This window comes from Burkholderia sp. WP42, assembly GCF_000745665.1.
Lineage (GTDB): Bacteria > Pseudomonadota > Gammaproteobacteria > Burkholderiales > Burkholderiaceae > Burkholderia > Burkholderia vietnamiensis.
The window spans coordinates 131,209-150,026 of the sequence record NZ_KN050723.1 but is presented as its reverse complement, the minus strand read 5'-3'; the positions used below and the strand labels follow the sequence as shown (position 1 = coordinate 150,026).

Genomic DNA, 18,818 nt, shown 5'->3' with positions numbered 1-18,818 from the left:
TCAAGGCTGCACCATCCACACGAGCACCACCGTCGCCGGCGCCGCGTGCATGTCCGCCGGCGGGCGTTCGAGCCTCGGCTCGACGTCGAGTGCCTGCGCAATCGCGGCCGCATCGTCGACCGTCGTCGTGCGCACGATCGTCATCAGCCGCGCGGGCCGATGCAGCGTCTCGCGATACAGCGCGCCGTACCACAGCGGCCGCGTGCCGAGCGCGTCCTGCAACACGTACGGATAACGCCACAGCCGCAGCACGAGACGGCTGTCCGGCCGCGCGGGATCGACGCGCACGAACTCGCGCCGCGTGCTCTCGCCGTGCGTGTAGCGCGGCAGCACCGGCAACGCGTCGGCCTGCGCCTGCGGCAGCAGCCAGCGCAGTGCGCTCGCGGGCGACCACGGCGTCGCGCGTTGCCAGCCGGCCAGCGACAGATGGCGATCGAGCGTATCCGACGTCGCGCACCATTGCAGCGGCAGATACTCCTCGCGATCGCCGCCGATCTCGGTGCGTCGCACCGGCACGCGCTGCCAGCCGCCGCGCAGCCACTGGTCGACCGTCATCGCGACGACGTCGCCCACATGCGGACGCGCCGCGCGATCGAGCGCCCACTGCGCGGGCACGGTCCACACGCCGGCCGTCGCCGTGACGACCACCAGCGCGACCAGCGCGCCGCGCGGCTGCACGTGCTCGCGCACCCGCCAGTACGCATAGGTGGCGGCCAGCACCGCGAACCAGGCGAGCCCGAGGCTCCAGCCGCCGATCAGCCCCGACAGCCAGGTGTCGCCCACATAGAGCCGCGCGAAGCCGCCCAGTACGATCCACAGCACGACGGCCGTGACGACCGGCACGCGCCACAGCGCGGGCCGGTCGCGCGCGAGCAGCCAGCCGATGCCGCTGCTCGCGACGATCGCGAACGCCGCGTCGGCGTCGGGCAGCGGCACGTGCAAGGTGCCGGGCGGCAGGCTCGCGGGCGTCGTGCCGAGCGCGCCGGCGCCGAACGCCGGCGCGAGCACGACCGCGACGCCGACCGTCGCGGCCCACCACGCCGACGTCAGCCAGCAGCGGTGGATCATCAGCCAGACGAGAAACGCAGCGGCGACGATCAGCCCCGTATCGCGTCCATGCAGCACGGCCAGCGCGCGCATCGCCGCATCGACGGGCGGCGTGCGCAGGTTCTGCAGAAATGAGTACAGCGCAATGTCGGCATGCGTGAGCGGATCGTTCGCGACGACGTCGCGCACGACGTCGCCGAACAGCCACACGCAGCCGACGAACAGCAGCGCGAGCACCGGCACGGCGCCCGGCAGCCGCCGAAGCGCTTCGATCGCCGCGTGCAGCCGCGTGCCGAAGCGCGGCCAGCGCCGCGCGCACGCGTGCATGCCCGCGGCGGCTATGCGGCGCAGCAACGGCCAGCCGCGCCGCAGCGTGAGGCGCACGCCGATCCATACGAGCGCGACGAGCGCGGCCACCACCAGCAGAATCGCCGCGACCCGCACGCTGATCGCGGCGGCCAGCGCGGCCGACGCACCGAACAGAATGCCGGGCGCGACGTGCACGGGCGCCCAGATCAGCGCCGAGACGATGTTGACCGGATAGAACGCGCGTCGCGGCAGCGTCGCGCATCCGACCACGACCGGCACGACCGCGCGCACCGGCGCGAGGAAGCGCGCGAGGACGATGCTCTTCATGCCGTGGCGCAACACGAACTGCTCGCCGCGCGCATAGGCGTTCGCGTAGCCGAAGCGCACCCAGCCGTTGCGAATCGCGCCGCGATAGCGGCGGCCGAGCTCGTAGCTGACGCCGTCGCCGACGATCGCGCCGACCGCCGCGACGCCGAGCGTCGTCCAGGCGTCGAGCGCGCCCGCGCCGATCAGCGTGCCGGCCGCGAACATCACGGCGCCGGCCGGCACGATCGTGCCGATCAGCGCGATCGATTCGGCACAGGCGACGACGAACACGACCGCCAGCACGAGCAGCGGATGCGCGCCGATCGCGGCCAGCCAGCCGTGGATCGCGTCGCTCATCGCGGGCCGCCGGGCATCACTGCGCGTCGCGCCGGCAGCGGGCGCATCGCCGCGGCGTGCGGCTTCGTCGATGCGCGTGCGCGCCCGTGGGCAGCGTCAGTCGAACTCGTGCTGCCGCGCGTCCGCCTCGAGCGGCGCGTCGTGGTAACCGACGGTCGCGATTTCATGCAGATAGCGCGCGAGAAACGCGCCGATCGACCCGGCTTCCTCGTACTGATGGACATGACGAAACTCATGGGTGAGCAAACGCCGCGTGTCGTGGCCGCGCAGCACGAAGACCGCGTGGCCGAGCGTGAGGCCGATCGTCTCCGGCGCGAGCAGCCCGGAGTCGCGGGCGATCGCGCCCAGCGTCGGCGTATCGGGAAACGGCAACCGATCCGCGATCACGACGCGGATGAGCTCCGGCTGCGCGACGCCGACGGCGCGCGCATCGGCGTGCTGCGCGCGCGTCAGCGGCGCGCCGTGCGCAAGCCCCTGCGCGGCCTGCGCACCGGCCCACGCGACGGCGTCGGGCAGCACGGACGGCAGGATGTGGACGAGATCGACCATCGTCGGGATTCCTTCGGCGGGACGCATTCCAATCGCTCACCAGTTTATCTCTTAAACAGGCCGTCCCGCGATCCGCGGCGCCGGCCGGCGGCCGACGACCACGCGGAAACGCCCGCCCCGTCTGGCGCTGCCGCCTGCACCTGTACGCGGCGATCGTTTCGCTGCAATATGCATTCCCCGCTCAAGTGTCTCAAAAAGATACATCGGGCACACCGTTTGCCGCTGCGGCGGAATATATTGTTGGACGAACAGCCGCGGCCACGCGGCGCCATCCGGGAGAGAACCGCTCGATGATCAGGGTAATTCTGGCTGACGATCATGCAGTGATGCGCGACGGGCTGCGTCACATCCTGGAGACGGCCGGCGGCTTCGACATCGTCGGCGAGGCGAGCGACGGCGACGCCACGCTGGCGCTCGCCGAACGGCACGCCGCCGACGTGCTGCTGCTCGATCTGTCGATGCCGGGACCGACCGGCATCGACCTGATCCGGCTGCTGAAGAAACGCGCGCCGTCGCTGCGGCTGCTGGTGCTGACGATGCACGCGGAGACGCAATACGCCGCCCGCGCGTTCAAGGCCGGCGCGACCGGCTACCTGACCAAGGACAGCGCGAGCACCGCGCTGGTGGAAGCCGTCGGCAAGGTCGCGGCGGGCGGCGTGTACGTCAGCCCGTCGGCCGCCGAGAGCCTCGCGCGCACGCTGCGTACGCCGGCCGACCTGCTGCCGCACGAACGGCTGTCCGCTCGCGAGCTCGACGTGATGCGTCGCATCGTAGCCGGTCAGACGGTCACGCGGATCGCCTCGGAGCTGGCGCTGAGCGCGAAGACGGTCAGCACCTACAAGACCCGCATCCTGGAGAAGATGGATCTGCCGCACGAGGCCGCGCTGGTGCGCTACGCAGTGCGCCACGAGCTCGATCTCGGCGTGGGCGACGCATGATGGCCGCGTTCCGCATGCGCGAGCCGGCCGCCGCCGACGACGACGCGCCGCAGCCGTCACACATGTTCATGTCGTCGCTGCCGCCGGGCCGGCGCGAGCGGCGGCTCGCGCTCGCGACGGTGCTCGTGTCGGTCGCGATCTTCGTCGCGCTCGCGCCGTTCGCGCGCATGCAGCTGCCGCGGGTATGGGGCTTCATTCCGGTGTACCAGTCGGCGATCGTCGTCAGCGACATCGTGACGGCCGGGCTGCTGCTCGGCCAGTTCGCGATCCTGCGCGAGAAATCGCTGCTCGCGCTCGCCGGCGGCTACCTGTTCACGGGCTTCATGGCCGGCACGCACATGCTGACCTTTCCGGGGCTGTTCACGCCGACCGGCCTGCTCGGCGCCGGCGAGCAGACCACCGCATGGCTGTATCTGTTCTGGCACGGCGGCTTTCCGTTGGCGCTCGGCGTATACGCGCTGCTGCGCGCGGCCTCGCGTACGCGCAGCCCATCGCTGCAGCGGCGCCGCGCGGCGGTTCCCGTGCTGCTGTGCATCGCGCTGACCGCCGGCGCGACCGCCGCGCTCGCGTTGCTCGCGACCGCCGGCCACGATTTGCTGCCGCGCATCATGGACGGCAACCGGATGACCGCGACGATGACGAACGCGATCGCGGTCGTCTGGGGGTTGAACCTCGCGGCGCTCGTGCTGCTGTGGCGGCAGCGGCGCCGTCACTCGGTGCTCGATCTGTGGCTGATGATCGTGCTGGTCGCGTGGCTGTTCGACATCGCGTTGTCGTCGATGCTGAACCACGGGCGCTTCGACCTCGGCTTCTACGCGGGGCGCACCTACGGCCTCGTCGCGTCGGCCGTCGTGCTGTTCGCGCTGCTGTTCGAGAACGGCCGGCTTCATGCGCAGACGGTGCACGCGCTCGCCGGCGCGCGCTATCAGCACCTGCTGGTCGTGCAGAAGAGCGCGCAGCTCAACGACGCGAACGAACGGCTCGAGCAGCGTGTCGCGGCGCGCACCGCGCAGTTGAGCGCGTCGAACCGCGACCTGCGGCGCGAGGTCGAGGAGCGCGTGCGCGCGGAGCGGGCGCTGCAGGCGTCGCGCGAGGAGTTGCGGGAAATCGCGGCGATGAGTGCGAGCGCGCGCGAGGCCGAACAGCGCCGCATCGCGCGCGAGCTGCACGACGAACTCGCGCAGACGCTCGCGACGCTGAAGAACGACCTCGAATGGCTGCTCGATCACGTGCCGCAGGAAGACGCGACCCTGGCCCGCAAGATCGGCGCGATGCACGCGCTCGCGCGCGGCGCGGTCACCGCGACGCGCCGCATCGCGTCCGACCTGCGCCCGCTGATGCTCGACGACCTCGGGTTCGCGGCCGCGATGCAATGGCTCGTCGAAGATTTCCAGCGCCGTCATGGGGTCGCTTGCACGCTGCGCGTCGAGCCCGGCGAATTGCAGCTCGACGAGCCGTATGCGACCGCCGTGTTCCGCATCGCGCAGGAAGCGCTCGCGAACGTCGCGCGGCATGCGGCCGCGTCGAGCGCGAGCGTGGCGCTCGCGTATCGCGACGAGACGCTCGTGCTGACGATTCGCGACGACGGCGCCGGCTTCGATCCGGGCGCGCCGCGCAAGTCCGCCTCGTTCGGGCTGGTGGGCCTGCGCGAGCGCGCCTACCTCGTCGGCGGCACGCTGCGCATCGACACGACGCTCGGCGAAGGCACGACGGTCGAGGTGGAGGTTCCGGTGGCGGCCGCGCATGTCGCGATCGCGTACGACGCACGCCACGCCGCGCGCACACAGGAATGACCGGCGAGGAGCACGCCGGCGCGCGCGGCGTGGCGCATCACGCCTGCGCGGCGACCATCGTGCGCTCGGAGCGCGCCCACGCGATCAGCGCGCCGATCCCGAGCAAGGCGAGGCACACGATCGGCACGATCATCGGCCCGAACGCGGTGCCCGTGACCTTGCCCGCGAACGGCATCAGGTTCTGGCTGAAGAAGCCGCCGAGGTTGCCGATCGAGTTGATCGCCGCGACGCTCGCCGCTGCGCGCGCGCCGGTGAAGTAGCGCGGCGGCATCGACCAGAAGCACGGATACAGCAGCGGAATGCACGCACCGCCGAGCACGAGCGCGATGAAGCGCAACGGTGTGGACGGCAGCACGAGGCTCATCAGGAAGCCGAGTGCGCCGAGCGCGGCGACGATCGCGATGGTGCGCAGGATGCTCTTCGCGCGGCGCAGCTTCGACGGCAGCCACACCAGCAGCACGACCGCGAGCGCCCACGGCAGCATGCTCAGCAGACCGTTCGTGCTGCTCGACACGCCGAACGATTTCACCAGCGTCGGCAGCCAGTACGTGACGCCGTACAGCGACGTCGACATCAGCATGTAGGTGGCCGCGAACAGCATCACGCGCGGATCGAGCAGCGCAGCCCACGGCTTCGCATGGACGGCCTGCGCCGGCTTCTCGCGTTCGAGCGCGGCGGCGACGATCTGCTTCTCGCGTTCGTCGAGGAACGGCGCCTCGCGGAACGATGCGGGCAGCACGCGGAACACGACGATCGCGACGAGCACGGCCGGCACGCCGGTCGCCACGAACACCCACTGCCAGCCCGCGAGCCCCCACACGCCGTTCAGGCCGAGCAGCACGCCGCCGACCAGCGAGCCCAGCATGTTCGCGAGTGCGCTGCCGAGCGTGAAGATGCCGAGCACCTTCGCGCGATAGCTCTGCGGAAACCACAGCGTCAGGTAGTAGATGACGCCCGGATAGAAGCCGGCCTCGGCGATGCCGAGCAGGAAGCGCAGCGAGCAGAACGCCGGCATCGACGTGGTGAAGCCCATCAGCACGGTGATGAGCCCCCACGTCAGCATGATCCGCGCGAGCCATACGCGCGCGCCGTAGCGATGCAGCGCGAGCGTGCTCGGCACTTCGAACAGCAGGTAGCCGATGAAGAACAGCGACGACGCGAGGCCGAACGCGGCTTCGGTCATCCCGAGGCTGTGCACCATCTGCAGCTTCGCGAAGCCGACGTTCTGCCGGTCGATGAATGCGATCAGGAACATCACGACGAGGATCGGCAGCAGGCGCCGCGCGATCTTCGACATGATGCGCTGTTCTTCGGCGGACGCGGGGTCCAGGGTATCGGTGGCATTCACTACGGGCTCCTCCGTGAATCGGTTGCTGATCGGTTGAACCGGCGCGACGCGCGCGCCCGGCTATTCAGTGGAATCGGTGATATCGGTGGTATCGGTTGAATCGGTGCTCAGCTCGGCCGGTATGCGTCGAGCATCGGCGCGAACATCTCGTGCCACGCGCGGGGCTTCGCCTTGATCGTGCCGGCGAGGTACAGGAAGTCGACGTAGTCCATCAGCTGGTTCGGCCGCACCGAGAAACGCGTGTCGGGCGCGGCCAGCATCTGCAGCACGTCGTCGTGCGACACGCCGACGCCCGACGACGCCGCATACAGCGCGGCCGCCGCGCGCGGGTCCTGCGCGATCAGCCGGTTCGCTTCGTCGAGCGCGCCGAGAAACGCCATCGCCAGCGCGGGCTCCGTATCGACGAGCCGCTTCGGCGCGAACACGACGTCGAGCGTCAGCGGCCCGAGCACGTCGACCGAATTCACGACGCGATGAATGCCCGGCTGCCGCAGCTCGAGCGTCGAGAACGGCGGCGACGTGAAGTGCGCGGTGATGCCGCCGTCGCGGCTGATCAGCGCCTGCATCGCCTGCGGGTGCGGCAGGTTCACGGTGATCGAATCGAGCTGCGCGAAATGGCGCGCGCCGAGCTGCCGGCTCGCGACCATCTGCAGCACCACCGCCGACAGCGACGTGCGAATGCCGGGCACCGCGATCCGGTCGGACGGCGTGAAGTCGCGCAGTGCGACGAGGCCCGGCCGGTTCGCATTCAGCGACAGCGACGTCGTCGACAGGCCGCTGATGCCGATCACCTCGACGTTCGGAATCCCGCGTGCGCGCGCCCACAGCTCGATGAAGCCCGGCGCGCCGGCCGCCGCGAAATCGAGCGTGCCGGCCATCATCGCGTCGTTCACGGAGTTGCCGCCGTCGAGCAGCACCCAGTCGAGGACGACGTCGCGCAGCCCATGCCGCGCCGCGTGACGCTCGAACAGCCGCTGCTTCTCCATCACGAGCAGCGGCAGATACAGCACGCCATATCCTTTCGAGATCCGTACCGTACGCGGCTTCGCACGCGCGAGCGGCGGTGCGGCCAGCAGGCCGAGCGCGAGGCCCGCGCCTGCGGCGACGAGCGCACGTCGGCGCGGCGACGTCGTCACGCGCAGCTCCGCGTGCAACGGAGATCGCACGCGGACCGGCCGGCGTGCGCTGCGCTGCGTCGCGCATGGGGCCGCGCGCTCGCGGTGCGCGTCAGATGCTGCATGTTGCCGTCTCCTCTGGTATTAATGCCGTCTTCGCTCGTTTCGGCTGAACACAGGTTATCGGGCGAGTCTGAGAAAATGCTGAGATCCCGCCCCCGGGGAAACCCGTAACCCTTCATTGCGAACGGCACCATGCGCATTCTCGTCGTCGAGGACGATGCCGAAATCGGCGCGGCGATCCGCGCGCGGCTCACGCGGCTCGGCCATGCGGTCGACCACGAAACCGACGGCGCGACCGCCAACAGCCTGCTGCGCGTCGAGCGCTTCGATCTCGTCGTGCTCGATGCGAACCTTCCCGGCCTCGACGGCTTCGCCGTGCTGCGCAACCTGCGTGCGGCGGGCAGCACGACGCCGGTGCTGCTCGTCACCGCGCGCTCGGCGATCGACGACCGCGTGAGCGGCCTCGGCCTCGGCGCCGACGACTACCTCGTGAAGCCGTTCGACTACCGCGAGCTCGATGCGCGCGTGCAGGCGCTGCTGCGCCGCAACAGCGGTCATGCGAACGACGTGCTGACGCTCGGCGGCCTCGTGATCGACCGCAGCAGCCGGCTCGCGGAGCTCGACGGCCAGCCGCTGTCGCTGTCGCGCCAGGAGTTCGCGCTGCTCGAGATTCTCGCGAGCCGCCCGCAGCGAATCTTCTCGAAGGACGAGCTGCTGAACCAGCTGTTCAGTTTCGGCAACGAGCCGAGCGCGAATGCGGTCGAGCAGTACGTGACGCGCGTGCGCAGGAAGCTGCACGGCAGCTCGGTCGAGATCCGCACCGCGCGCGGGATGGGGTATCAGATTGCCGCGCACTGACTGGTTCCCGAAGACGCTGTTCGGCCGCACGCTGCTGCTGATCGCGCTCGTCGTCGCGACCGGCGCGCTCGCGCTCGCCGCGATCGCGCGCTACTACGCGGGCGTCGCGGCGGAGCGCGCGTACGACCAGCTGCTTGCAGGCGCGTCGATCCAGGTCGCGGAAAACCTCTACGTGCAAGGCGGCGTGCTCGCGCTGAACCCGCCGGTCGCCGCGCTGTCGACGCTGTCGCGCTACGACCTCGTCTACTACAAGGTCGTCGATTCGCGCGGCGTCGTCGTGGCCGGCTACGGCGATCTCGCGAGCCCCGCGACGGCGGCCGCCGCGAAGCAGGGGCCGGCGTTCGCGGACGCCGTGTACCAGGGGCATCGCGTGCGCACCGCGACCATCGCGCGCTACATGCCCGAGGAGAGCACGCCGGGCTGGGCGATCGTCACCGTTGCGCAGACAACGAACGCGCGGCAGCAGCTGACCAACGACATGAGCATCAAGGTGTGGACGCTGATCGTGTTGATGAGCGTGCTCGCGATCGGCGCAAGCGGGCTCGCGATCCGGCGCGGCCTGCGCCCGCTCGCGCAGATCGGCGCGATCATCGCCGCGCGCGACCCGGCCGACCTGCGGCCGGTGGCCGTCGACACGCCGAGCGAGATCGACGCGATCATCGGCTCGATCAACGGGCTGATGCGAAGGCTGGCCGAGCGGATCAACGCGATGCAGCGCTTCATCGCCGATGCAGCGCACCAGATGCGCACGCCGCTCGCGCGGCTCGACGCGCAGATCGAGCTGCTCGACGGCGAACACGATCCGGCCCGGCATGCGGCGCGGCTCGATGCGTTGCGCGCGACCTGCGCCGATGTCGGACGTCTCACCGGGCAGTTGCTCAATCACGCGATGGTGATCCACCGCACCGAGGCGGTGCCGCTGCAACCGGTCGAGCTCGTCGCGCTCGCGAAGGACGTGCTCGGCCGCGCGATTCCGCTCGCCGGCGCGCGCGACGTGGCCGTTGCGTTCGCGAGCGATGCACCGCAAGCGTGGATCGACGGCGATGCGATCAGCCTGCAGGAGGCGTTGTCGAACGTGCTGCACAACGCGCTGCTGCACGGACATGCGGACGATATCGTCGTGTCGGTCGCGACGGCGGGCAATGCGGAGGATGGCGTCACGCTCACCGTCACCGACAACGGCCGCGGAATCGCGCGCGAGCATTGGGACGCGGCGTTGCAGCCGTTCGTGCGGATCGCGGCGGACGGCAGCGAGCGCCGCACGGGCTCGGGGCTCGGGCTCGCGATCGTGCAGGAGGTGATGAAGGCGCACGGCGGGCGCGTCGGATTCGCGTTTCCCGATGCGGGCGGGTTTGCGGTCGTGTTGACGTTTCCACGGGCGGTGGGGAGTGGGCGGGGAGCGTGAGCACGCAGCATACTGCCGCCGTCAGGCCGTCACGGCATCCCCGCCGAGATACGCATCGCGCACGCGTTCGTCGTCGAGCAGCGCCCTCGCCGGCCCTTCGAGCGCGACGCGCCCCGTCTGCAACACGTATCCGTAGTGCGCGATCTCCAGCGCGAGGCTCGCGTTCTGCTCGACCATGAACACCGTCACGCCCTGCCGGTTGATCGCATCGATGAGTTCGAGCACCTTGTCGACGTAGAGCGGCGACAAGCCCATCGTCGGCTCGTCCATGCAGATCAGTTTCGGCCGCGCCATCAGCGCACGCGCCATCGCGAGCATCTGCTGCTCGCCGCCCGACAGCGTGCCCGCACGCTGCGCGAGCCGCTCCTTCACGCGCGGAAACAGGTCGAGCACGCGCGCGTAATCGTCGGCGACCGCCGCGCGGTCGCCACGCGTGTACGCGCCCATCAACAGGTTCTCGCGCACGCTCATGTCGCCGAACAGCCGCCGCGCCTCGGGCACCGCCGCGATCCCGCGCCGGACGCGCTGCGGCGTCGCGAGCGACGTCACGTCGTCGCCGTCGAAGCGCACGACGCCGCGCCGCGGCCGCATCAGCCCGAGAATCAGCTTCATCGTCGTCGACTTGCCGCTCGCGTTGCCGCCGAGCAGGCTGACGATCTGCCCGCGGCCGACCTCGAAGCTCACGTCGAAATGCACCTGCACCGGTCCGTAGAACGTGTCGAGGTGCTCCAGTTTCAGCAGCGTGTCGGTCATCGCGAGGTCAGCTCCAGAAAATGGTGGGCTCATGCCGCCGCGCGCGCGGCGTCCGCATGGCGGCGCCCGAGATAGGCCTCGATCACGCGCGGATCGTGCCGCACGTCGCGCGGCGCGCCTTCGGCGATCTTCACGCCGTTGTCGAGCACCATCACGCGATCGGATACGCGCATCACGAGCTCGAGCTTGTGTTCGATCAGCAGGATCGTCAGGCCGCCCGCCTTCAGCGACTGGATCAGTTGCAGCATCTCGGCGGTCTCGGTCTCGTTCATCCCGGCGGTCGGCTCGTCGAGCAGCAGCAAGCGCGGGTGCAGCGCGAGCGCGCGGCCGATCTCGACGCGTCGGCGGTTCGCATACGACAGGCTATGCGCCGGGTGATCGATGCGCGGCGCGAGCCGCTCGCCGAATCGCGCGACGATGTCGCGCGCTTCGGCGCGCAACGCGGCTTCCTCGCGCCGCACCGACGCGGGCCGCACCAGCGCGCGCCATACCTCGGCCGCCGCGCCGAGCACCGGCCAGCCGCGTCGCGCCGCCCGCAGCCGCGCATGGGCGCCGATCAATACGTTGTCGAGCACGCTCAGGTTGCCGAACACGCGGCCGTGCTGAAACGTGCGCGCGATGCCGAGCGCCGCGAGCCGCTCCGGTGCGACGCCGGTGATGTCGCTCCCGTCGAACGTCACGCAGCCGGCGTCGGGACGGTCCGCGCCCGCGATCAGGTTGAACAGCGTCGACTTGCCCGCGCCGTTCGGGCCGATCACGCTCAGCAATTCGCCGTCGGCGAGCGTCAGGCTCGCGGCGTCGAGCGCGGTCACGCCGTCGAAGCGGCGTGTCAATCCGCGCACGTCGAGCAACGGTCGACGAGTGGTCATCGCATTTCTCCTTACACGGTGCCGAGCAGGCCCTGCGGCCGGAACCGGACGAGCAGCACCAGCACGACGCCGTAGATCAGCATCCGATAGTCGGCCGCCCAGCGGAACAGCTCGGGCAGCCCGATCAGCGCAACCGCGCCGACGATACCGCCAAGCACGTTGCCGAGCCCGCCGAGGATCACCATCGTCAACGCAAGGATCGAGACCTGCGAATCGAAGGTCTGGTGATTGATGTAGCTGTACAGATGCGCGGCGATTCCGCCGCTCACGCCGGCCGCCACGCCGCCGACCGCGAATGCGATCGCCTTGTAGCGATTCGGCGCGATGCCGTGCGCGCGTGCGGCGACGTCGTCCTCGCGCACCGCGCGCAGCGTACGGCCGAGATGCGAGCGCAGCAGCCGCACCTGCAGCAGCGCCAGCACGACGAGCACCGCGAGTGCGAACCAGTACGCGGCGCGCGCGGTGCTCGCCCACGGCAGCGGCGCGATGCCGGTGATGCCGAGCGGGCCGCGCGTGAGACCGTCCCAGTTCAGGATCACGAGGCTCACCACTTCGCCGATGCCGAGCGTCGCGATCGACACGTAGTGGCCGCGCAAGCGGAATGCCGGATAGACGAGCAGCGTGCCGAGCGCCGCGGTGATCGCGCCCGCACACGGGATCGTCACAGCCGGCGACCAGCCGAGATCCGACGACAGCAGCGCCGATGCATACGCGCCGATCACGAGCAGCGCCGCATGGCCGAGCGAGATCTGCCCGACCGTGCCGGCCACCAGCGTGAGGCTCAGTGCGAGCAGCCCATACAGCCACGCGTTGGTCAGTGTCTGCAGCACATACGGCGACGCGCCGAGCCACGGCAGCGCGGCAGCCAGCACGATCAGCGCCGCGACGGCCGGGCGCGGCACGCGTACGTGCCTCGCAGCGGCGAGGAAGGTGCCGGTCATCGGCTCGGGCGGCAGCGCGCGCTTCGCGCTGAACAGCCCGTTCGGCCGCCATACCAGGAACACGATCAGCAGCCCGAACGCGAACAGGTCGCGATAGCTCGTCCCGAACAGCGCGACGCCGTAGCTTTCGACGAGACCGAGCAGCAGGCTGCCCGCAATCGCGCCCGGCACGTTGCCGAGCCCGCCGATCAGCAGCGCGACCACGCCCTTGAGCGTCGCCTGGAAGCCCATCGCAGGATCGATGCTGTTGTAGTACATGCCGACCAGCAGCCCGCTGACGCCGCCGAGCGCGCATGCGATTGCGAACACGGCCTGGTTCACGCGATCGACGTCGACGCCCATTTGCAGCGCCGCGTCGCGGTCCTGCGCAGTGGCGCGCACGGCCCAGCCGAGCCGCGTGAAGCGCAGGAATCCGTACAGCAGTGCGGCCGCCGCGATGCCGATGCCCGCGATCAGCAGGTCGAGCGCGCCGAGCGTCGCGCCCGCGATCCGCACGTGCCAGTCGGGCAACGGCGTCGGCACGGCGCGCGGATCGGCGCCGAACACGAGCCGCACGAGCTGATCGAGGATGAAACTGATGCCGATCGTCGCGAGCAGCGGCGCGATCCGCGCCGCGTGGCGCAACGGCCGCAGCCCGATGCGCTCGATCGCGATGCCGAGCGCCGCGCAGCCCGCGACCACCGCCGCGAGCGCGACGGGCAGCGGCAGGCCGAAGCGCGTCAGGCACAGCCAGCCGACGAACGCGCCCACCATGTAGACCGAGCCGTGCGCGAAGTTGATCAGATGCGACACGCCGAAGATCAACGCGAGCCCGACCGCGAGCAACGCGTAGATGTTGCCGACGATGAGACCGTTGAGCGTGTAGTCGAGCCAGGAAGCCATCACGATACGTCCGTCGAAAGCATGCGGGTCAGGGCGCGCGCTGGATCAGCGCGCGGCGAGCTGCGGCTTCGCGCCGTCCCACAGCGCCCACTGCCCCTGCTTCACCACGAGATAGACGGTGCGGGCGCCCGCGACACGGCGCGTCTGCGGGTCGAAGCGCACCTTGCCGAAGATCACGCTCGGCACGTCGCTCACCTTCGCGAAGCCGTCGTGCGCGGCCGCACGCGTGGTCCCGTAGCGGCGCAGCACGTCGGCCGACAGGATCAGCGCGTCGTACGCGCGCGCCACGAACGAATCGGGATCCGCATGATATTTCGCGCGATAGCGCTGCACGAACGCCTGCACTTCCGGACGCGGTTCGGCCGGGAAAAAGTTCGACTCGGTATAGACGCCTTCCACGGCCGTGCCGCCCAGTTCGAGGAATTTCGGCGAATACACGGAGCCGACCGCCGCGATCGGCAACGCGAGGCCCGCGCTACGCGCCTGACGCACGATCTGCGCGCCGTCGGCGTAATACGAGATCAGCACGATCGAATCGGGCTTCGACGCACCGATGCGCACGAGCGTCGAGCGGAAGTCCTTCTCCGCCGGCTGGTAGCCTTCGGCCGCGACGACCTGCGCGCCGAGCCCCGCCGCCGCCTTCGCGAAGATGTCCTTGCTCGTGCGGCCCCAGTCGGTGTTCAGGTACAGCACCGCAATCCGCTTGAAGCCGAGCTCCTTCACCGCGTAACGCGCCAGCAGCGGCTGCTCCTCGGCCTGACTGAGCGCGGTGCTCCACAGGTAGTCGCCGCCCTTCGTGAAATCGGGATGCGAATTCGTGAAGCCGAACTGAATCAGCTGCCCGCGCTGGTAGATCGGCGACGCGGCCATCGACGTCGCGCTGGAGAAGTCGCCGAGCTCGATCACGATGCGCGGATCGGCGACGAACTTCTGCGCGATCGCGACCGCTTGGCGCGGGTCGCTGCGGCTGTCCTGGAAATCCACCGCGAGCGGGCGGCCATGGATGCCGCCGCTGCCGTTGATCTCGTCGAGCGCGAGATCGAAGCCGCGCTTCCATTGCTCGCCGTATTGCGCGTCCTGCCCGGTGAGCGGTCCGCTCACGCCGATCACCAGCGGCTCGCCCGATACGCCCGCGGCGAGCGCGCCGCCCGTCGACAAACCCCATGCGGCAGCCAGCGCCGCAACCGTGCCCAGTGCGCGCCGCCATGCGCCGCGTGTGTCGATGCCCGATACCTTCATACGCCCCCCCAGCCGTCCGCCAATCGAAAAGAGTGACGGCATGTAACCATCTGCCTCAGGGCGTTCCAACGAAGTTTTGCGCATATCGATATCGCACGCGGCGCGAAGCCGAACGCGTGCGTCGATGCATCGGCGTGCGGCGCACATGCACGGCGCGTGCGTACACGGCGCAGCGCTTTGATTCGATTGAGGTTCGACATGCGCGGCCGTGCGGGACCGGCACGCATGCACGTAATCGAACTCCGCGCGGTGCGCCCGCGCTTCGCACTTTTCGCGCTGTCGATAGCAAAAATCATTATATGAATCACGCATGCTGGCGCTCCTACAATGCGCACATTGCATCATCGGAACGCGCCATGGAGTTGCATCAACTCGAAGCATTTTCGGCGGTCATGTCGGCCGGCAGCGTCACCGGCGCGGGCGAACTGCTCGGCCGTTCGCAGCCGGCCGTCACGCGGCAGATCCAGGAGCTCGAAGCCGATCTCGGCTATGCGCTGTTCGACCGGCACGGCCCCCGCGTCACGCCGACGCGCCGCGCGTTCCTGCTCTACGACGAAGTCGAGCGTTCGCTCGTCGGCCTGCGCGCGATCGAAGCGCGGGCGCGCGCACTCGGCGACGAAACGGCCGAGCCCGTGCGCATCGCGGCCACGCCTTCGCTCGCGGCCGCGCTCGTGCCGGCCGCGCTCGCCGCGCTGCCCGACGGCGCGCACGCGCCGCATTACCAGCTGCGCAGCGAATCGGCCGAACACGTCGTGCACGAAGTGCTGGCAGGCACCGCCGATATCGGCGTCGTCACGTTGCCGATCGCGCATGCCGGGCTCGACGTGCACTGGATCGCGCAAGCCCGTTGCGTCGCCGTGCTGGCCGCGGCCGATCCGCTCGCGACCAAGCCGCGTATCGCACTGCGCGATCTCGCGCGGCGCCGCATCGTGACGGTCGCGAACCGGCACCGGCTGCGCCAGCGCATCGATGCGGCGTTGGCCGCAGCACGTGTCGACGTCCGTGTATTCGTCGAGACCAACGCATCGCTGAATGCCGTGATGGCCGCGCGCGCCGCGCTCGGGATCGCGATCGTCGATCCGGCAACGGGCGTCGCACTGCCGGTCGAAGGCGTCGTCGTACGCCCGCTCGATGCGGACATACCGTTTGCGTTCGGCGTCGCGACGCCGGCCGGCAAGCCGCGCACGGCCTCCGTCGACGCGCTGCTCGACGCGCTGCAGCGCACGACGCGCACACTCCTCGACGGCGTGATCTTTCACGATGCATCTGTGCACGACGCGTGGATGCGCGGCGACCGGCCGCGCACCGACGGCGACGCGCGCCCGGCTCGCGCGACGCGCCCTACCCGATCGACCCGCACCGCGCACGCGCGCGGCGCCCGCAAGGAGGCCGCATGACGGCGACGCCCGACACACTCGCGGCACTGGAAGCACGTGTCGAGCAGGACCTGCGCTGGCTCGACCTGCCCCCGCCGTCGTGGGTGCCGCCGCGCGAGGTCGACGGTGCGCGCGTACTCGACGTCGCGATCGTCGGCGGCGGCATGGCAGGGCTCGCGGCGTCGGCCGAGCTGCGTCTGCTCGGCATCGACAACCAATGCGTGATCGACCGCGCGCCGGCCGGCTACGAAGGCCCGTGGGTCACCTTCGCGCGGATGGAGACGTTGCGCTCGCCAAAGCAGCTCGCCGGCCCCGCGCTCGGGCTCCCCGCACTGACCTTTCGCGCGTGGTTCGAAGCCTGCCACGGCCGCGACGCATGGGATGCGCTCTACAAGATCCCGCGCACGCAGTGGATGGACTATCTGCGCTGGTACCGCCGCGTGCTCGACCTGTCGGTGCACAACGACACCACGCTCGTCGCACTGCGCCCGCGTGACGACGGCCTGCTTGCGCTCGACTTGCAAGCGAGCGGCGCAACGCGGACGGTGCTCGCGCGTCACGTCGTACTGGCGACCGGCCGCGACGGACTCGGCGGCCCGTACGTTCCGCCCGTCGCGCAACGCGTGCCGCGCACGCGCTGGGCGCATTCGTCCGAGCCGATCGATTTCGCGGCGCTCGCCGGCAAGCGCGTCGGCGTGGTGGGCGCGGGCGCGTCCGCGTTCGACAATGCCGGTACCGCACTCGAGGCAGGCGCCGCTCGCGTCGACCTGCTGTTCCGTCGCGCGGACATTCCGCGCATCAACAAGCTGACCGGCATCGGCAGCCCGGGCCTCGTGCATGGCTTCGCCGCGCTCGACGACGCGACGAAGTGGCGCTTCATGCACTATGCGCTGACGTCGCAGACACCGCCGCCGCGCGAGAGCGTGCTGCGCGTGTCGCGGCACCCGCACGCGTACTTCCATGCGGCCAGCCCGATCGAAACGCTGGTCGACGCTCATGACGGGCTGCAGGTCGTCACGCCGCGCGGTCGCTACACGGTCGATTTCCTGATCTTCGCGACGGGCTTCCATTCCGATTGGACCACGCGCACGGAATTCGCATCGTTCGGGCCGCATGTGCGGCGCTGGAAGGATCGCTACCAACCGCCGCCCGGCACCTGGCTCGACGAACTCGCCGAGTCGCCCGATCTCGGTCCCGCGTTCGCGTTCCAGGAACGCGAGCGCGGCGCATGCCCAGCCGTCACGCGCATCCACTGCTTCAACAATGCGGCGAGTCTGAGCCACGGCAAGCTGTCCGGCGACATCCCCGCGATCAGCGCGGGCGCGGGACGGCTCGCGCGCGGCATCGCGAGCCGGCTGTTCGACGACGATCGCGACCGCCACTACGACGCGCTCGTCGCGTTCGCCAACGCGGAGCTGCATGGCGACGAATGGCGCGACGCCGACGCGTGGACGGCGCCTTCCACGACACCCGTGACCACCGGAACCCACCACGATGATTGATACCCAACCGCCGGCCGCCGCGCCGGATACGATCGACGCGGTCGCCGGGCTGCGCGACGACAGTCCGGTCGCCGCACTGCGCCGCGCGCGCGAGAAGGTGCTGCGCCATACGCAGTTGAGCGAAGCCGCGCTGTTCGATGCCGCGCTGCCCGATCTTTCGCTCATCGAGCGTCTGCATGCGGCGCGCTACGTCGCGCAGCGATCGAGTGCGCACGCACTCGCCGCGACCTACCACGCGCGGCTGATCGAGGCGGGCGGCACGCCGGACGACATCGCGCGCGCCGACGCCGACGCATTCGATGCGCTGCCGCGCCGTCTGGGTGCGCTGCTCGCGCATGCGCGGCGCCTGACGCTGTCGCCCGTCGACGCACACGCGTCCGATCTCGCCGCACTGAAGTCGGCGGGATTCACGACGGCGGCAATCGTTGCGTTGTCGCAGCTCGTCGCGTTCGTCGCGTATCAGCTGCGCGTCGCGGCGGCGGCCAGCGCGTTGCACACGCGCGTCGCGCGGGAGGCCGCATGACCACGGTCACCTCCCACGGCTTCACGTCCGACACGCTCGGCTGGCGTGCGTGGCTCGATACGGTGCCGCTCGAACGCGCCACCGCGGAGCAGCTCGACGTGCTCGAGGCGAGCCATCCGCACGCAAAGACGTCCGACTATTACCTGCTGCTCGTGCATCAGCCCGAGATCCTGCGGCAACGCTCGGCCGTGTTCAACGCGATCATGTACGGCCCCGGCGGACTGTCGCGCGCGGAGCGGGAACTGGCGAGCACGGTGGTGTCGCGTGTGAATGGCTGCGTGTACTGCGCATCGGTCCATGCGCAACGCTTCACGCAGCTCGCGAAACGCAGCGATTCGATCGAGCAGGTATTTGAAGACCCATCGACGGCGGGGACGAACGCGCGCGAACGCGCGATCGTCCGCTATGCGATCGCGCTGACCGAGCGGCCCGACACGGTGGACGACAGCGACATCGCCGCGCTCGAGGCCGCGGGACTCGCTCATGACGAAATACTCGACCTGTCGCATGCGATCGCGATCTTCGCGTGGGCGAACCGCTTGATGCTGACGCTCGGCGAACCGGTGTTTCCGCAGGCCACGACGAACACTTGACGGTGGCGCTGCTCGCCGGCCGGCGAGCCGTCGATGCGGCGCCCGGCCGTTC

At 70.2% G+C, this 18,818-nt stretch carries 16 protein-coding genes; 8 read left to right on the top strand and 8 right to left on the bottom strand.

The genetic code is table 11. The annotated features are described in order from the left end of the window. Nucleotides 1-2,019 (bottom strand): LssY C-terminal domain-containing protein, encoded by a 2,019-nt coding sequence (locus tag EX20_RS23275; protein WP_011881400.1) that lies wholly within the window; start codon nucleotides 2,017-2,019, stop codon nucleotides 1-3. Between the two features lie 96 nt (nucleotides 2,020-2,115). Further along, on the bottom strand, nucleotides 2,116-2,568 hold the full coding sequence (locus EX20_RS23270) for a hypothetical protein (RefSeq protein WP_034194905.1): 453 nt from the start codon (nucleotides 2,566-2,568) through the stop codon (nucleotides 2,116-2,118). 290 nt (nucleotides 2,569-2,858) lie between these two features. Between EX20_RS23270 and EX20_RS23265 the strand changes: the two genes are divergently transcribed. Continuing rightward, nucleotides 2,859-3,506, top strand: a complete 648-nt coding sequence (locus EX20_RS23265) for a response regulator (protein ID WP_011881398.1) — start codon at nucleotides 2,859-2,861, stop codon at nucleotides 3,504-3,506. Next, a complete protein-coding gene (locus EX20_RS23260; RefSeq protein ID WP_034194904.1) occupies nucleotides 3,503-5,299 on the top strand; it encodes a sensor histidine kinase in 1,797 nt (598 codons plus the stop codon). Before EX20_RS23265 ends, EX20_RS23260 begins: the two co-directional genes overlap by 4 nt. Before the next feature lie 37 nt (nucleotides 5,300-5,336). On the opposite strand, the gene EX20_RS23255 is transcribed toward EX20_RS23260, so the two are convergent. Next, nucleotides 5,337-6,647 carry an MFS transporter gene (locus EX20_RS23255; RefSeq protein WP_014724483.1) on the bottom strand — a complete coding sequence of 437 codons (1,311 nt, stop codon included), beginning with the start codon at nucleotides 6,645-6,647 and terminating at the stop codon, nucleotides 5,337-5,339. Between the two features lie 107 nt (nucleotides 6,648-6,754). Beyond that, entirely contained in the window at nucleotides 6,755-7,783 is a 1,029-nt protein-coding gene (locus tag EX20_RS23250; RefSeq protein ID WP_034195044.1) for an ABC transporter substrate-binding protein, read from the bottom strand. 234 nt (nucleotides 7,784-8,017) lie between these two features. On the opposite strand from EX20_RS23250, the gene EX20_RS23245 reads away from it, so the two are divergent. Then, nucleotides 8,018-8,683 (top strand): response regulator transcription factor, encoded by a 666-nt coding sequence (locus tag EX20_RS23245; RefSeq protein WP_011881394.1) that lies wholly within the window; start codon nucleotides 8,018-8,020, stop codon nucleotides 8,681-8,683. After that, nucleotides 8,670-10,088 (top strand): sensor histidine kinase, encoded by a 1,419-nt coding sequence (locus EX20_RS23240; protein ID WP_011881393.1) that lies wholly within the window; start codon nucleotides 8,670-8,672, stop codon nucleotides 10,086-10,088. Before EX20_RS23245 ends, EX20_RS23240 begins: the two co-directional genes overlap by 14 nt. A gap of 21 nt (nucleotides 10,089-10,109) precedes the next feature. Here EX20_RS23240 and EX20_RS23235 read toward each other — a convergent pair whose 3' ends face one another. Genes EX20_RS23235 through EX20_RS23220 form a run of 4 tightly spaced genes read right to left on the bottom strand, consistent with a single transcriptional unit; the run spans nucleotide 10,110 to nucleotide 14,772 of the window. After that, entirely contained in the window at nucleotides 10,110-10,841 is a 732-nt protein-coding gene (locus EX20_RS23235; RefSeq protein WP_011881392.1) for an ABC transporter ATP-binding protein, read from the bottom strand. A 29-nt stretch (nucleotides 10,842-10,870) separates the two neighbouring features. Further along, nucleotides 10,871-11,710, bottom strand: a complete 840-nt coding sequence (locus EX20_RS23230) for an ABC transporter ATP-binding protein (RefSeq protein ID WP_014724480.1) — start codon at nucleotides 11,708-11,710, stop codon at nucleotides 10,871-10,873. 11 nt (nucleotides 11,711-11,721) lie between these two features. After that, nucleotides 11,722-13,533 carry an ABC transporter permease gene (locus EX20_RS23225; protein ID WP_034194902.1) on the bottom strand — a complete coding sequence of 604 codons (1,812 nt, stop codon included), beginning with the start codon at nucleotides 13,531-13,533 and terminating at the stop codon, nucleotides 11,722-11,724. Between the two features lie 45 nt (nucleotides 13,534-13,578). Next, complete coding sequence (locus EX20_RS23220; protein WP_011881389.1) at nucleotides 13,579-14,772, bottom strand: ABC transporter substrate-binding protein; 1,194 nt, start codon at nucleotides 14,770-14,772, stop codon at nucleotides 13,579-13,581. A gap of 356 nt (nucleotides 14,773-15,128) precedes the next feature. Here EX20_RS23220 and EX20_RS23215 point away from each other — a divergent pair, with 356 nt between their 5' ends. From EX20_RS23215 to EX20_RS23200, 4 genes are read left to right on the top strand one after another with little or no spacing between them, the layout of a single operon-like run. After that, on the top strand, nucleotides 15,129-16,169 hold the full coding sequence (locus tag EX20_RS23215) for a LysR family transcriptional regulator (protein WP_034194901.1): 1,041 nt from the start codon (nucleotides 15,129-15,131) through the stop codon (nucleotides 16,167-16,169). Beyond that, nucleotides 16,166-17,650, top strand: a complete 1,485-nt coding sequence (locus EX20_RS23210; protein WP_034195043.1) for an NAD(P)-binding domain-containing protein — start codon at nucleotides 16,166-16,168, stop codon at nucleotides 17,648-17,650. The genes EX20_RS23215 and EX20_RS23210 overlap by 4 nt, the downstream gene beginning before the upstream one ends. After that, nucleotides 17,643-18,173: a CMD domain-containing protein gene (locus tag EX20_RS23205; RefSeq protein WP_011881386.1), complete on the top strand. Its 531-nt coding sequence runs from the start codon at nucleotides 17,643-17,645 to the stop codon at nucleotides 18,171-18,173. The genes EX20_RS23210 and EX20_RS23205 overlap by 8 nt, the downstream gene beginning before the upstream one ends. Continuing rightward, nucleotides 18,170-18,766, top strand: coding sequence for a peroxidase-related enzyme (locus EX20_RS23200; protein ID WP_034194900.1), 597 nt, complete (start codon nucleotides 18,170-18,172; stop codon nucleotides 18,764-18,766). Before EX20_RS23205 ends, EX20_RS23200 begins: the two co-directional genes overlap by 4 nt. Nucleotides 18,767-18,818 lie beyond the last annotated feature (52 nt).